Source organism: Burkholderia sp. A2, from assembly GCF_001729305.1.
Lineage (GTDB): Bacteria > Pseudomonadota > Gammaproteobacteria > Burkholderiales > Burkholderiaceae > Burkholderia > Burkholderia sola.
This window is the reverse complement of sequence record NZ_LZXX01000138.1, coordinates 84,992-98,176: the sequence shown is the minus strand read 5'-3', so window position 1 is coordinate 98,176 and position 13,185 is coordinate 84,992. Positions and strand designations below refer to the sequence as shown.

Genomic DNA, 13,185 nt, shown 5'->3' with positions numbered 1-13,185 from the left:
TAAAAAAACGAGCCGCGCTGCCAGGGCGGTTACTTGAACGAGCGCAGGTCTTCCTGCAGACGCTCAACGAAGGCTTCGACCGGCATTACGCCAAGGTCGACGCCGCCACGGGCACGCACGGCTACCGTTTGCGCATCACGCTCCTTATCGCCCACGACGAGGAGATAAGGCACCTTTTCCAGCGTGTGCTCGCGTATTTTATAGCTAATCTTCTCGTTGCGCAAATCGGCCGCCACTCTAACCCCTTGTTTTTGCAACGATTGGGTCAGAGCCTGCGCATATTCGGCTTGACTTTCGGCGATATTGAGCACAATTGCCTGGTACGGCGCGAGCCAGACCGGCATTGCACCAGCGTGGTGCTCGATCAAAATGCCGAGGAAACGCTCCATCGAACCGACGATCGCACGGTGCAGCATCACCGGCCGGCGGCGGCTGTTGTCTTCCGCCACGTACTCGGCGCCGAGGCGCTCCGGCAGCACCATGTCGAGCTGCAGCGTGCCGCACTGCCACGAGCGGCCGAGCGCGTCCTTGATGTGGTACTCGATCTTCGGGCCGTAGAACGCACCCTCGCCCGGCAACTCTTCCCACGTGAGGCCGCAGGCGGTCAGCGCATCGCGCAGGCCCTGCTCGGCGCGATCCCACGTCTCGTCCGTACCGGCACGCTGATCGGGACGCAGCGACAGCTTGATGTCGATGTGATCGAAACCGAAATCCTTGTACACGCTCATGGCCAGCGTGTTGAACGCGATCGATTCCGAGATGAACTGGTCTTCCGTACAGAAGATGTGCGCATCGTCCTGCACGAAGCCGCGCACGCGCATCAGGCCGTGCAGCGCGCCCGACGCCTCGTTGCGGTGGCACGAGCCGAATTCCGCGTAACGCAGCGGCAGGTCGCGGTACGAGCGCAGGCCGTGCTTGAACACCTGGACGTGGCCCGGGCAGTTCATCGGCTTGATCGCGTAGTCGCGCTTCTCCGACTCCGTCGTGAACATGTTCTCGCGATAGTTCTGCCAGTGGCCCGACGCTTCCCACAGCGACCGGTCCATGATCATCGGCGTCTTGATCTCGAGATAGCCGGCGTCGTTCACGCGGCGGCGCATGTACTGCTCGACCTGCTGCCACAGCGCCCAGCCCTTCGGATGCCAGAACACCATGCCCGGCGACTCTTCCTGCATGTGGAACAGGTCGAGCTGCTTGCCGAGCTTGCGGTGGTCGCGCTTTTCCGCTTCCTCGAGCATGTGCAGGTACTGGTCCTGGTCTTCCTTCTTCGTCCAGGCCGTCCCGTAGATGCGCTGCAGCTGCTCGTTCTTCGAGTCGCCGCGCCAGTACGCGCCCGCGACCTTCATCAGCTTGAAGACCTTCAGCTTGCCGGTGGACGGCACGTGCGGGCCGCGGCACAGATCGGTGAAGCCGCCGTGCGAGTACAGCTTGATTTCGTCGCTTTGCGGAATCGATTCGATGATCTCGGCCTTGTACTTCTCGCCGATGCTGCGGAAGTAACCGGCCGCCTCGTCGCGCGACACGACACGGCGCGTAACCGGCTCGTCCTTCTTCGCGAGTTCCTGCATGCGCTTTTCGATCTTTTCCAGATCTTCCGGCGTAAACGGGCGGTTGTACGAGAAGTCGTAATAGAAACCGTTGTCGATCACCGGGCCGATCGTCACCTGCGCGTCCGGATACAGCTCCTTTACCGCATACGCGAGCAAGTGGGCGGTCGAGTGGCGGATGATGTCGAGGCCGTCGGCATCCTTGTCCGTGACGATCGCGAGCGACGCGTCGCGGTCGATCACCGTCGACGTATCCACGAGCTCGCCATCGAGCTTGCCACCCAGCGCAGCCTTCGCCAAGCCGGGACCGATCGAGGCCGCAACCTCGGCAACTGTCACCGGATGCTCGTATTGTCGAACTGAGCCGTCAGGCAAGCGTATCGAAACCATAGCACTCTCCGTGATGCCGACAGTGGGCGGCAGACCAGGTACGCGAGATCAAACTCTCGCGTGAAAATTTCGCGACAAAAAAAATGCGGCCCCGCTTTCGAGGGGCCGCATTCGATACTTCACTCAAACTGAAAGGGCGAAAACGTTCCTCGACTAGCGTCGCTCCGAAGTGGTTTCGGTCAACGTTCGCGGTGTCATAACCGTATTCGCCTTGTTCGCGTTGAGTTGTGTACTGCATCGAACACCCGGAGACCGGGCATTCTCAATTCGTTGGTAGGCTCGATTGGATTCGAACCAACGACCCCCACCATGTCAAGGTGGTGCTCTAACCAACTGAGCTACGAGCCTAGAGAAGCTAAGATTATATGGGGCGGCCACCAGCTTGGCAAGTGTTTTATGCGGTCGCAGCAAAACCACGCGGATCCAACCCCATCAGGATTTTCGCCCTGCCCGCACGACGCCCTGCACCTCGCCGAGCAGCGTGCACGCGCGCTGCACCTGCGCCGAATTCGATACCTCGACCGTGAACTGCATGAAGGCCGCATTGCGGCGGCTTTGCGTCTTCACGCCCACGACGTTGATCTTTTCGCGCGCGAATACTTCGGAGATATCGCGCAGCAGCCCTTGCCGGTCGCTTGCCTCGATCATCAGGTCGACCGGATAGACGGATGCGCCGCGCCCGCCCAGCACATCGGCCGACCAGGTCGTCTGCAGCACGCGTTCCGGCGCGCGCTCGACCATCCGGCGAAACGTCGGGCAGTCGCTGCGGTGGATCGACATCCCCTTGCCGCGCGTGACGAAACCGCTGATCGGATCGGGCGGCGCCGGCCGGCAGCAGCGCGCCAGTTGCGTCAGCAGCGCGTCGACGCCCACCACCAGCACACCGGTCGACGCGCCGTGCGCGACGCTCGCGCCGCTGCTGCGCTTCTCGAAATCGGCCGGGGCCTCGGGCGCCGGTTCCGGCGGCGGCGCATCGGACAGCGCGTGCTCGACGTTGCGCAGGCTGAATTCTTCCTTGCCGACGACCGAGAACAGCTCCTCGGGCGACTTGAAGCCGAGCTTCGCGGCGAGGTTGTCCAGGCTGACCGACGTCTTGCCCTCGCGCTGCAACGTCTTTTCGACGAGCGCGCGGCCGTGCGCGATGTTTTCTTCCTGCTCGATCGAGTTGAACCATGCACGCACCTTCTGCCGTGCGCGCGGACTCTTCAGGTAACCGAGCTGCAGATTGAGCCAGTCGCGCGACGGCCCGCCCTCCTTCACCGCGACGATCTCGACCGTCTGACCGTTCGCGAGCGGCGTGTTCAGCGGCACCATTACGCCGTCGACGCGCGCGCCGCGGCAGCGATGGCCGAGCTCGCTGTGCAGGTGGTACGCGAAATCGACCGGCGTCGCGCCCTGCGGCAGCGCGATCACGCGCGCCTGCGGCGTCAGTACGTAGATGTGGTCGTCGTCGAGCGACGTCTCGCGCAGTTGCGCCCACGCCTGGTCGCCCGACACCTCGGTGCCGTCCTCGACGTCGTCCTTCCACGCGAGCAACTGACGCAGCCACGCGATCTTCTCGTCGTACTTGTCGCTCGCCGAGAACTGGCCGCCATAGCCACGCGCGCCGGCCTCCTTGTAGCGCCAGTGCGCGGCGACGCCGTACTCGGCGAAACGATGCATCTCCTGCGTGCGGATCTGCACTTCGAACGCGCGGCCGTCGTCGCCGATCACGACCGTATGCAGCGACTTGTAGCCGTTCGGCTTCGGCCGCGAGATGTAGTCGTCGAATTCCTTCGGCACCGGCTGCCACAGGTGATGCACGATGCCGAGCACCGCGTAGCAATCCTTGATGTCGGGCACGATCACGCGAAACGCGCGCACGTCGTACAGCTCGGAAAAATCGAGCTCCTTGCCGCGCATCTTGCGCCAGATGCTGTAGATATGCTTCGGCCGGCCGCTGACGTCGGCCTGGATGTGCGCTTGCGCGAGCTCGTGCTGCAGCCGCGCGATCGCCTGCGTGACGTACGCCTCTCGCTCGATGCGCTTCTCGTCGAGCAGCTTCGCGATCCGCTTGTAGGTGACGGGATCCTCGAAGCGGAACGCGAGATCCTCGAGCTCCCACTTCAGTTGCCAGATACCGAGACGGTTCGCGAGCGGCGCATAGATCTCGAGCGTCTCGCGCGCGACGTCGGGCGGCGGATCGAGCTTCGCGGCCGCGTAGTAGCGCAGCGACTGCAACCGCGACGCGAGCCGGATCAGCACCACGCGGATGTCCTGCGCGAACGCGAGCAGCATCTTGCGCAGCGCTTCGATCTGCGTACGCCGCTCTTCCGCCGCGTCGCGCCCGGAGTCGGGCCTCGCGTTCTGCGCGGCGCGCAGGCTGACGGTGCCGAGCCGCAGCAGCTTGCGCACGTCGGCCACGAGCCGCGCGACTTCGTCGCCGAAACGCTCGGTCAGCTCGCGTTCGGGGTCGCTCAGGTGCGGCGTCAGCACGAACAGCGCGGCGGCCTGCATCGCGGACGGATCGACGTTCAGCGTGCGCATGATCGCCGCCGTGCCGGCCGAGTGATCGGCGAGCAGCTCGCCCGACGACAGGCGCGCGTCGCCGGCCCGCTCGCGCACGAACGCGAGCACGTCGTCGAACGACGGCGCCGCGACGGGAGAAGCGGAAACGGATTCGGTCATTGCACGGCCTGCCGGAATACGGTCATCGTCGGCTGACGCTCAGCTCCGCTGCGCGGCGACAACCACGATCTCGACGAGCAGCGCCGGATCCGCGAGCTTCGCCTCGACGGTCGCGCGCGGCGGCGTGTTGCCTTCCGCAACCCATGCGTCCCACTCCGCATTCATGCCTTCGAAGTTCGCGAGATCCGAGATGTAGATCTGCACCGACAGCAGATGCGCCTTGTCGCTGTTCGCTTCGGCGAGCAGGCGGTCGATGTGGCCGAGCACTTCGCGCGTCTGGCCGCGGATGTCCTGCGTGGTGTCTTCGGCGATCTGGCCCGCCAGATACACGGTACCGTTGTGGATCGCGGTTTCGGAGAGACGGGCCCCGACGTGGTGACGAATGACTGCCATGAAATGTTCCGGTCGTGATGGGTAGGGATTCGGGCGGCGGCACGGCCCGCGTGCCGCCGAACCGCATATTATGACGCGTTTATGCGTCGCCTTCGACGAAAAACCGCCGCGCGAGCGCAATCTGGTCCGCGCTGACGAACGCCGGCGCGTGCCCCGCACCCGGAATCTCGACCTGCGTCACATGCCGGCCGCGACGAACCATTTCGGCCGCCGTCTCGCGCGACAGCAGGTCGGACGTCTCGCCGCGCACGACGAGCAGCGTCGCGTCCGTCGTCTCGATCGCACGCCACAGCGCGGCCTCGCCGAGCGCGGCCAGTTCGGGCGTCGTCGCCTTGAACGGCTCGGCGATGCGCGGATCGTAGCGCATCGTCCAGCCACCTTCGGGCAGTTCGTGCAGCAGCGGCCCGTTGATCTCGCGCCACTCGTCGGCGCTCAGCGCACCGAACGGCAGCGACAGCGAAGTCAGATAGTCGATCCCCTCCTGCTCGGTCGCGAAGCGCGGCTGCACGCCGAGGTATTCGCCGATGCGCGTCAGCGAATCGGGTTCGATGCGCGGGCCGACGTCGTTGACGATCATCCGGCGCAACGGCGAACCGGGCAGCCCGGCGAGCGCCATGCCGATCAGGCCGCCCATCGACGTGCCGAACCAGTCGACCGATTCGACGTCGAGCCGCGCAATCAGCGTCACCATGTCGGCCACGTATTGCGGAATCGCATAGAGCCGCGGATCGGCCAGCCGGTCCGACCGGCCACGCCCCGCGACATCGGGGCAGACGACGCGATACGTATCGGACAGCGCGGCGGCAAGCCGGTCGAAATCGCGGCCGGAGCGGGTCAGACCGTGCACGCAGACGAGCACGCGCGAATTCGCGGGGTCGCCCCACTCGGTATAGGCGACATGGTGAAGGCCGGCCGTGCTTGCACACTGCACGCGCCGCTGGCGGGGAACCAGGGGATTCGCTGGGGTCGTTGGCATCGTTGGCATCCTGTCGAACGGGGGGCGACGCGCGGGGCAACGCTTGCGACGCCCGATGCAAACGATTGTAAACCGCTTCGGAATGACGGGTCGGCACGCGCCCGGCCCGCCACCCGGGACGGGTTCAGTCGTGGCGGCGCCACGCGTGACGCCACTGCTCGCGCAGGAAATCGACGAACGTCCGCACGCGCAACGGCACGTGACGACCGCCGGGATAGACGGCATGCAGCGGCGCGGCGGACGCCGCGAAGGCCGGCAGCACGCGTACGAGCCGACCGGCGTCGAGATCGGCGCCGACGTCCCAAATCGACTTCAGCGCAATGCCCGCGCCCTCGAGCGCCAGCGTGCGCGCCGCGCCGCCGTCGTTGGTCAGCAGCGCGGCCGTCACCTCGACCGCCACGCCGCCTTGCACGCCGTCGAACCGCCATTCGGTCCGCGGCTGGTCGCCCATCACGATGCATCGATGCGCACGAAGCTCGGCCGGATGGGCCGGCGACCCGTGCGCCGCGAGATAGCCCGGCGACGCGCACAGCACGCGATGATTCGGCGCCAGCTCGCGCGCGATCATCGTCGAATCGGCAAGATTGCCGATCCGCACGGCGACGTCGATGTCGGACGCGAGCAGATCGACGACCGTATCGGTCAGCATCAGCTGCACGGTCAGTTGCGGGTGTCGCTGCTGAAAGGCCGCTATAAGCGGCGCGATTCGCAGGCGGCCGAGTTCGCCGGGCGCCGTCACGCGCAGCACGCCGCTGACCGTGCCGCGGCGATCGCGCATCAGCGTTTCCGCATGCTCGACCTCGGCGAGGATGCGCAGCACCTGCGCGTGAAACTGCGCGCCGTCGTCGGTGAGCGTTTGCTGCCGTGTCGTCCGGTGCAGCAGGCGCACGCCGAGCCGCGACTCGAGATGCGCGAGCCGCTTGCTGACGACGGACAACGACAGGTCGAGCTCGCGCGCCGCCGCCGACAGGCTGCCGGCCGACACGATCCGCGCGAAGGTATCGAGCGCCGGAAAATCGTCGATCAGCGTCATGGCGCCTGCCTCACCCCAACCTTTCCTTTTTTCGAATAATCCATTCGCCTTTTGCCCGTATTTACATGCAAAACAGAAACCTACCATACCTGTTCCGCGTCGTCGCCTGACGCTTTCACAGGACTCTCGAAACCATGTCGATCCGCCTTCGTTCGGCCACCCGCCCCGTCGCGCATGCATTCGCGACAGCCGCTTGCGTCGTCGCGCTCTGGCCCGCCGCCGCCCATGCCGCCGATCTCGTCGAGCCGCACGCCCTGATCGTCGCGGCAGGCTTGCCGGCCGCGCAGGCCCGCGCGCAAGTTCTGGCCGCGCGCCGCTACGGCAGCTTCTGGAATACCGGCGACCCCGCGCTCGCCCGCGCGGCGCTCGCCGACGACTTCACCGACCGCACGCTGCCGCCCGGCCGCGAACAGGGCCTACCGGGACCGCTCGCGGCCTCCGGCACGATGCGCGGCGCGATCCCGGATCTGCGCTGCGACATCGAACAGATGATCGTCGCCGGCGACCGGGTCGTCGTGCACCTGCATTTCCGCGGGCATTTCACCGGTACGTTCAACGGAACGGCCGGGCGCGGACAGGCGATCGACTTCATCGCGACCGATATCTATCGGATCGACCACGGCCGGATCGCGGAAAACTGGCACATCGAGGACAACCTGACGCTGATGCGCCAGCTCGGGCTCGTCGGTTGACGGAGGGGGCGATGACTCACGATAACGACACTTCCGCGACGCCTTCGCCGCGCCGCAGGTTCCTGGCCCGGGCCGGCGCCGGGCTCGCGGCCGGCGTCGCGCTGGCCGCAGGCACGTCCCTGCCGGCCACCGCCGCGCCGTCACCGGCGCCCGCGACGCCGGGCGCCGCGCCGTTCTGGCCGGACGGCGCGCGGCTCGTGATCTCGATCTCGATGCAGTTCGAGGCGGGCGGCCAACCGCCCACGGGCGCGGACAGCCCGTTTCCGGCCGTCGCGTTCCCGCCGTCGGTGCCGGTCGATCTCGCATCGGCCACCTGGTTTGCATACGGCTACCGGGAAGGCATTCCGCGCCTGCTCGATCTGTGGGACCGGCACGGCGTGAAAGTGACGTCGCACATGATCGGGGAAGCCGCGCGCCGGCACCCCGAACTGGCGCGCGAGATCGTGTCGCGCGGCCACGAAGCCGCCGCGCACGGCCCGACGTGGCGCGCGCAATTCGCGATGAGCCGCGACGACGAGCGCCGCTTCCTGACCGAAGCGCGCGACATGGTCGAAGCGGTGACCGGCCAGCGCCCGACCGGCTACAACTGCAACTGGCTGCGGCGCGGACCGCATACGTTGCCGCTGCTGCAGGAGCTCGGCTACATGTATCACATCGACGACGTCAGTCGCGACGAACCGTTCATCGAGACCGTCGGCGGTCGCGATTTCGCGGTGGTTCCGTACACGCTGCGCAACAACGACATCCTGCTGATCGAAGGCCGCAACTACTCGCCGACGATGTTCGTCGAGCAGATCAAGCTCGATTTCGACCAGTTGTACGCGGAAGCCGGACAGCAGCGCAGACTGATGTCGATCAGCGCGCACGACCGGATCAGCGGCACGCCGCAGATGGTCCGCGCGTGGGACGCCTTCCTGCACTACGCTCGATCACACCCCGGGGTCGCTTTCATGCGCAAGGACGACATCGCGCGCTTCGCGCTGCACAGCCCGTCGACGCTGCGCGAGACCGAAACCATCTGACCGGATTCCGCTCAACTCATCACCCAGGAGAGACTTTCATGAATGATCCGCTCCACGGAAAGCACGTACTCGTCGTCGGCGGAAGCTCCGGCATCGGCGCCGCCACCGCGACGGCATTCGCGCGGCGCGGCGCGCATCTGACGATCGCGTCGCGCGACCCGGCCAGGTTCGACATCGACGCCATAGCGGGCGCGCAGGTGCGGACCGAAGCGCTCGACATTACCGATACGGCGGCCGTCGATGCGTTCTGCGCACGCGCCGGCCGGTTCGACCACGTCGTGATTTCAGCCGCGAAGACGGCCACGGGCCCGGTCCGTGCGCTGCCGCTCGCCGACGCGCAGGCAGCGATGGACAGCAAGTTCTGGGGCGCCTATCGCATCGCCCGCGCGATCGATATCGCGCCAGGCGGCTCGCTGACGTTCGTGTCGGGCTACCTCAGCGTGCGGCCGAGCGCGTCGTCGGTGCTGCAAGGCGCGATCAACGCGGCGCTCGAGGCCCTCGCCCGCGGGCTGGCGCTCGAACTGGCGCCGGTTCGCGTGAATACCGTGTCGCCGGGCCTGATCGCGACGCCGCTGTGGGACAAGCTCGCCCCCGACGCACGCGACGCGATGTACGCAGGCGCCGCCCAGCGGCTTCCGGCGCGCAGGGTCGGCCAGCCGGAGGATGTCGCGAATGCGATCCTGTATCTGGCGGCCACGCCTTATGCAACCGGCTCGACGGTACTGATCGACGGCGGCGGCGCGATTGCGTGACGCGTGCGCGCGTGACAAAACGCCCCGCGTTCCGTCGGGAACGCGGGGCGTCGAGGATCACGCACCAGGGTAATGCTCAGGCCACGGCGCTGACGTCGAGCGGTGCGCCCGTCTTCGCCTGGATCTCGTCGACGCTCACGCCGTCGGCGAGTTCGAGCACCTTCAGCCCGGACGGCGTCACTTCGATCACGCCGAGATCGGTGATGATCAGGTCGACCACCCCGACACCCGTGAGCGGCAGATTGCATTCGTCGAGGATCTTGTGCTGATCGCCCTTCGCGACGTGCTCCATCAGTACGACGACGCGCTTCACGCCCGCGACGAGGTCCATCGCGCCGCCCATCCCCTTGATCATCTTGCCGGGGATCATCCAGTTCGCGAGGTCGCCCTGCTTGCTGACCTGCATCGCGCCGAGAATCGCCAGGTTGATGTGGCCGCCGCGGATCATCGCGAACGAATCGGCCGACGAAAAGATCGACGAACCGGGCAGCGTCGTGACGGTCTGCTTGCCGGCGTTGATCAGATCGGCGTCGACTTCGTCTTCGGTCGGCGACGGGCCGATGCCGAGCAGGCCGTTCTCCGACTGCAGCCACACCTCGACGCCTTCCGGCACGTGGTTCGCGACGAGCGTCGGCAGGCCGATGCCGAGGTTCACGTAGAAGCCGTCCTGCAGTTCCTTCGCCGCGCGCGCGGCCATCTGGTCACGATTCCAGGCCATGTCAGTCTCCTTTCGCGCGTACGACGCGTTGTTCGATGCGTTTTTCCGGCGTCGCGTTCAGCACGATGCGCTGCACGAAGATCCCCGGCGTATGAACCTGATCCGGATCGAGCGCGCCGTTCTCGACGATCTCCTCGACCTCCACCACGGTGATCTTGCCGGCCATCGCGCACATCGGGTTGAAGTTGCGCGCGGTGCGGCGATAGATCAGGTTGCCGGACTTGTCGGCCTTCCACGCCTTCACGAGCGCGACGTCCGCCGTCAGCGACGGCTCGAGCACGTAATGGCGATCGCCGAACTGGCGCGTTTCCTTGCCTTCCGCGATCACCGTGCCGTAGCCGGTATTCGTGAAGAACGCGGGGATGCCCGCGCCGCCCGCGCGCAGCTTCTCGGCGAGCGTGCCCTGCGGCGTGAATTCGAGTTCGAGTTCGCCGGCCAGGTACTGGCGCTCGAACTCCTTGTTCTCGCCTACGTACGACGAGATCATCTTCTTGATCTGGCGCGTTTCCAGCAGCAAGCCGAGGCCGAAACCGTCGACGCCCGCGTTGTTGCTGATGCAGGTGATGCCCTTGACGCCCGAATCGCGCAACGCCGCGATCAGCGCCTCGGGAATGCCGCACAGGCCGAAGCCGCCCACCGCGAAGGTCTGCCCGTCGCGGACGATCCCCTCCAGCGCGGCAGCCGCGCTTGGATAGACTTTGTTCATCAGTTGTCCCTTCCTCTATGGAAACCAGCAAAACCGGTTCACGCGCCACGTGGCGCAAGCCCGCCGCATCATTCTATGCATGCGCGGCGATGCCTGCGTCGAGGCACGCTTTTTATGTCGCGACGAACGCCGCGAGATGCCTGAAAGGGTACGATGCGGCGCGGATGCGGCACAATACGCAAAAATACATAAGCATTTCCCTCCGCCCCCGCGCCATGCCCGATCTCGATTACCAGACCGCCTTCCACCTCGCGCCGCTCGGCCTCGTGCTGTCGCGCGACCGCGTGGTCGAGGACTGCAACGACGCGCTCGCGTCGATCTTCCGCTGCGCGCGGGCCGACCTGATCGGAAAATCGTATGCGGTGCTCTACCCGTCCACGGACGAATTCCAGCGAATCGGCGAGCGCATCGCACGCGTGATGGTCGCGAACGGCGTCTACTCGGATGACAGAATCATGAAGCGCGCGGACGGCGAACTGTTCTGGTGCCACGTGACGGGCCGCGCGCTCGACCGCACCGCGCCGCTCGCGGCCGGCATCTGGACCTTCGAGGATCTGAGCGCGACGCGCCGCGTCGCGGTCGAACTGACCCCGCGTGAACGCGAGATCGCCGCGCAGCTCGCGACCGGCAAGACCAGCAAGCAGATCGGGCGCGTGCTCGACATCAGCTCGCGCACGGTCGATATCTATCGCGCGCGACTGATGCGCAAATACGGGACGAACAATACGCCGGAGCTGCTGCAGCGCCTGCTCGGGCAGTGAACGCGCAGCGGATGGTGGCGCGCGAATGACGATCGGCCGCACATGGCGGCCGATTGACGGAAACGACGGGCACGGCGCGCCACCGACGACCCGATGCGCGCGGCGTGCCGATATACGCGCTCAGCCGACTTTCGTCGCCAGCGCGTGCTCGATCGTGTCGCGCAGCAGCGGCGGCAGCGGCACCGACTTGCCGAGCGCGTAATCGACCCACACGCAGCGCGCGTTGCCGCGTGCATAGACATGCTGCGGATCGTCCGCGCGCGTGAGCTCGAAGCCGGTGTCGAAGCTGCTTCGGCCGGGCTTCGCGGCCGACATCCTCGCGATCACGTCGCCCGGATAGTGCAGCTGCTTGAGGAACTCCATCGACGCAGTGACGATGACGGGCCCCTGCCCCTCGCCGTTGCCGCCCGCAATGCCAAGCTGCTCGAACCACGAGATTCGCGCCTGCTCCATGTAGCGGAAATAGACCGTGTTGTTCACATGGCCGAATGCGTCCATGTCGCCCCAGCGGATCGGCATCGACATCTCAAAAACGGGGGAGTAAACGCTCGTTGCGCTCATTGCTGTCTTCTTTGTTGCGAAATGTCATCCGCTCAGGCAAGGCCGAAGCCGTCGTCCGCGGAGATGATCGAGCCATTGATGAACTGCGACTCGTCGGCCGCGAGCAGCAACAACAGCCCGTCGAGATCCTGCGGCTTGCCGACGCGCCGGCGCGGCAGTATCGACTGCAGCTTCTGGCCCTGCTCGGTTTCCCACAGGTAATGATTGATTTCGGTATCGATATAGCCCGGACAGATCGCATTCACGTTGATCCCGTGGCGACCCCATTCCAGCGCCATCGCGCGCGTCATCTGCACGACCGCGGCCTTGCTCATCGCGTACAACCCGATTTGCGGGAACACGCGCAGCCCGGCCACCGACGCGATGTTGATGATCCGGCACGGCGGCTTGCCGTTGCCGCCGCCGTTCGCGCGCATGATCATCCGCTTCGCGACTTCCTGCGCGACGAAAAATGCGCCGCGCGTGTTCGTATCGAACACGAACTCGAAATCCGCCGGCGTCACGTCGACGAGCTTCTGCATCGTCGACACGCCCGAATTGTTCACGAGGATGTCGATCGTGCCGGCTTCCGTCTCCGCATGCGCGACGGCCGCCTTGATGCTCTGGACGTCCGTCACGTCGAGCGACACGACGTGCGCGGCGCCGCCCGCCGCCTCGATCTCCGCGCGCAGCTCCTTCAGACGCTCGACGCGGCGGCTCGCGAGCACGACCTTCGCGCCGGCCTGCGACAGCACCTGCGCAAAACGCTGCCCGAGGCCGCTCGACGCGCCCGTGACCAGCGCAACCTTGCCTTCCAGATTGATCGATCGACCCATTTGCCCATCCCCTTTCGATATCGTTGCGCCAGCCCGGGCGGCACAGCCCAGGCGGCATTACCCTAGCACAAAAATAGAACGATCGTGCTAATCTACCTGCATGCTGTTGCGGCAAGCGTTTCGTTTCGCAGACAATACGCTCCCGAATAAAA

At 66.1% G+C, this 13,185-nt stretch carries 13 protein-coding genes and 1 tRNA gene; 4 read left to right on the top strand and 10 right to left on the bottom strand.

Annotation, left to right across the window (positions count from 1 at the left end; translation table 11 throughout):
- Positions 1-29: 29 nt before the first annotated feature.
- From thrS to A9Z05_RS30610, 6 genes are all read right to left on the bottom strand, one after another.
- Complete coding sequence (gene thrS / locus A9Z05_RS30635; protein WP_069621354.1) at positions 30-1,937, bottom strand: threonine--tRNA ligase; 1,908 nt, start codon at positions 1,935-1,937, stop codon at positions 30-32.
- A 271-nt stretch (positions 1,938-2,208) separates the two neighbouring features.
- Positions 2,209-2,285: transfer RNA gene (locus A9Z05_RS30630), tRNA-Val, on the bottom strand.
- Between the two features lie 84 nt (positions 2,286-2,369).
- On the bottom strand, positions 2,370-4,604 hold the full coding sequence (locus A9Z05_RS30625) for a bifunctional (p)ppGpp synthetase/guanosine-3',5'-bis(diphosphate) 3'-pyrophosphohydrolase (RefSeq protein WP_069621353.1): 2,235 nt from the start codon (positions 4,602-4,604) through the stop codon (positions 2,370-2,372).
- 39 nt (positions 4,605-4,643) lie between these two features.
- Positions 4,644-4,997, bottom strand: a complete 354-nt coding sequence (locus tag A9Z05_RS30620; RefSeq protein WP_069621352.1) for a RidA family protein — start codon at positions 4,995-4,997, stop codon at positions 4,644-4,646.
- A gap of 79 nt (positions 4,998-5,076) precedes the next feature.
- The gene (locus A9Z05_RS30615; protein WP_069621351.1) at positions 5,077-5,973 is read right to left on the bottom strand and encodes an alpha/beta fold hydrolase; all 897 of its coding nucleotides are present in this window, start codon (positions 5,971-5,973) and stop codon (positions 5,077-5,079) included.
- A 124-nt stretch (positions 5,974-6,097) separates the two neighbouring features.
- On the bottom strand, positions 6,098-7,006 hold the full coding sequence (locus tag A9Z05_RS30610; RefSeq protein ID WP_069621350.1) for a LysR family transcriptional regulator: 909 nt from the start codon (positions 7,004-7,006) through the stop codon (positions 6,098-6,100).
- Between the two features lie 134 nt (positions 7,007-7,140).
- On the opposite strand from A9Z05_RS30610, the gene A9Z05_RS30605 reads away from it, so the two are divergent.
- From A9Z05_RS30605 to A9Z05_RS30595, 3 genes are read left to right on the top strand one after another with little or no spacing between them, the layout of a single operon-like run.
- Entirely contained in the window at positions 7,141-7,698 is a 558-nt protein-coding gene (locus A9Z05_RS30605; protein ID WP_069621349.1) for an ester cyclase, read from the top strand.
- Between the two features lie 11 nt (positions 7,699-7,709).
- Positions 7,710-8,720 carry a polysaccharide deacetylase family protein gene (locus A9Z05_RS30600; protein WP_069621348.1) on the top strand — a complete coding sequence of 337 codons (1,011 nt, stop codon included), beginning with the start codon at positions 7,710-7,712 and terminating at the stop codon, positions 8,718-8,720.
- A gap of 38 nt (positions 8,721-8,758) precedes the next feature.
- Positions 8,759-9,472 carry an SDR family oxidoreductase gene (locus A9Z05_RS30595; protein WP_069621347.1) on the top strand — a complete coding sequence of 238 codons (714 nt, stop codon included), beginning with the start codon at positions 8,759-8,761 and terminating at the stop codon, positions 9,470-9,472.
- Between the two features lie 76 nt (positions 9,473-9,548).
- Here A9Z05_RS30595 and A9Z05_RS30590 read toward each other — a convergent pair whose 3' ends face one another.
- Entirely contained in the window at positions 9,549-10,190 is a 642-nt protein-coding gene (locus A9Z05_RS30590) for a CoA transferase subunit B (RefSeq protein ID WP_069621346.1), read from the bottom strand.
- Position 10,191: 1 nt separating this feature from the next.
- Positions 10,192-10,896: a CoA transferase subunit A gene (locus A9Z05_RS30585; protein WP_069621345.1), complete on the bottom strand. Its 705-nt coding sequence runs from the start codon at positions 10,894-10,896 to the stop codon at positions 10,192-10,194.
- A 215-nt stretch (positions 10,897-11,111) separates the two neighbouring features.
- On the opposite strand from A9Z05_RS30585, the gene A9Z05_RS30580 reads away from it, so the two are divergent.
- Positions 11,112-11,657, top strand: a complete 546-nt coding sequence (locus A9Z05_RS30580; protein ID WP_069621344.1) for a LuxR C-terminal-related transcriptional regulator — start codon at positions 11,112-11,114, stop codon at positions 11,655-11,657.
- Between the two features lie 120 nt (positions 11,658-11,777).
- Here A9Z05_RS30580 and A9Z05_RS30575 read toward each other — a convergent pair whose 3' ends face one another.
- On the bottom strand, positions 11,778-12,218 hold the full coding sequence (locus A9Z05_RS30575; RefSeq protein WP_069621343.1) for a thioesterase family protein: 441 nt from the start codon (positions 12,216-12,218) through the stop codon (positions 11,778-11,780).
- Positions 12,219-12,250: 32 nt separating this feature from the next.
- The gene (locus A9Z05_RS30570; protein ID WP_050012456.1) at positions 12,251-13,033 is read right to left on the bottom strand and encodes an SDR family oxidoreductase; all 783 of its coding nucleotides are present in this window, start codon (positions 13,031-13,033) and stop codon (positions 12,251-12,253) included.
- Positions 13,034-13,185: the final 152 nt, after the last annotated feature.

Bases quoted from the DNA above. Each gene is read 5' to 3' on its own strand.
- A9Z05_RS30615 (WP_069621351.1), bottom strand. From the start codon at position 5,973: ATGCCAACGACCCCAGCGAATCCCCTGGTTCCCCGCCAGCGGCGCGTG.
- thrS (WP_069621354.1), bottom strand. From the start codon at position 1,937: ATGGTTTCGATACGCTTGCCTGACGGCTCAGTTCGACAATACGAGCAT.
- A9Z05_RS30610 (WP_069621350.1), bottom strand. From the start codon at position 7,006: ATGACGCTGATCGACGATTTTCCGGCGCTCGATACCTTCGCGCGGATC.
- A9Z05_RS30585 (WP_069621345.1), bottom strand. From the start codon at position 10,896: ATGAACAAAGTCTATCCAAGCGCGGCTGCCGCGCTGGAGGGGATCGTC.
- A9Z05_RS30625 (WP_069621353.1), bottom strand. From the start codon at position 4,604: ATGACCGAATCCGTTTCCGCTTCTCCCGTCGCGGCGCCGTCGTTCGAC.
- A9Z05_RS30590 (WP_069621346.1), bottom strand. From the start codon at position 10,190: ATGGCCTGGAATCGTGACCAGATGGCCGCGCGCGCGGCGAAGGAACTG.
- A9Z05_RS30595 (WP_069621347.1), top strand. From the start codon at position 8,759: ATGAATGATCCGCTCCACGGAAAGCACGTACTCGTCGTCGGCGGAAGC.
- A9Z05_RS30605 (WP_069621349.1), top strand. From the start codon at position 7,141: ATGTCGATCCGCCTTCGTTCGGCCACCCGCCCCGTCGCGCATGCATTC.
- A9Z05_RS30570 (WP_050012456.1), bottom strand. From the start codon at position 13,033: ATGGGTCGATCGATCAATCTGGAAGGCAAGGTTGCGCTGGTCACGGGC.
- A9Z05_RS30580 (WP_069621344.1), top strand. From the start codon at position 11,112: ATGCCCGATCTCGATTACCAGACCGCCTTCCACCTCGCGCCGCTCGGC.
- A9Z05_RS30575 (WP_069621343.1), bottom strand. From the start codon at position 12,218: ATGAGCGCAACGAGCGTTTACTCCCCCGTTTTTGAGATGTCGATGCCG.
- A9Z05_RS30620 (WP_069621352.1), bottom strand. From the start codon at position 4,997: ATGGCAGTCATTCGTCACCACGTCGGGGCCCGTCTCTCCGAAACCGCG.
- A9Z05_RS30600 (WP_069621348.1), top strand. From the start codon at position 7,710: ATGACTCACGATAACGACACTTCCGCGACGCCTTCGCCGCGCCGCAGG.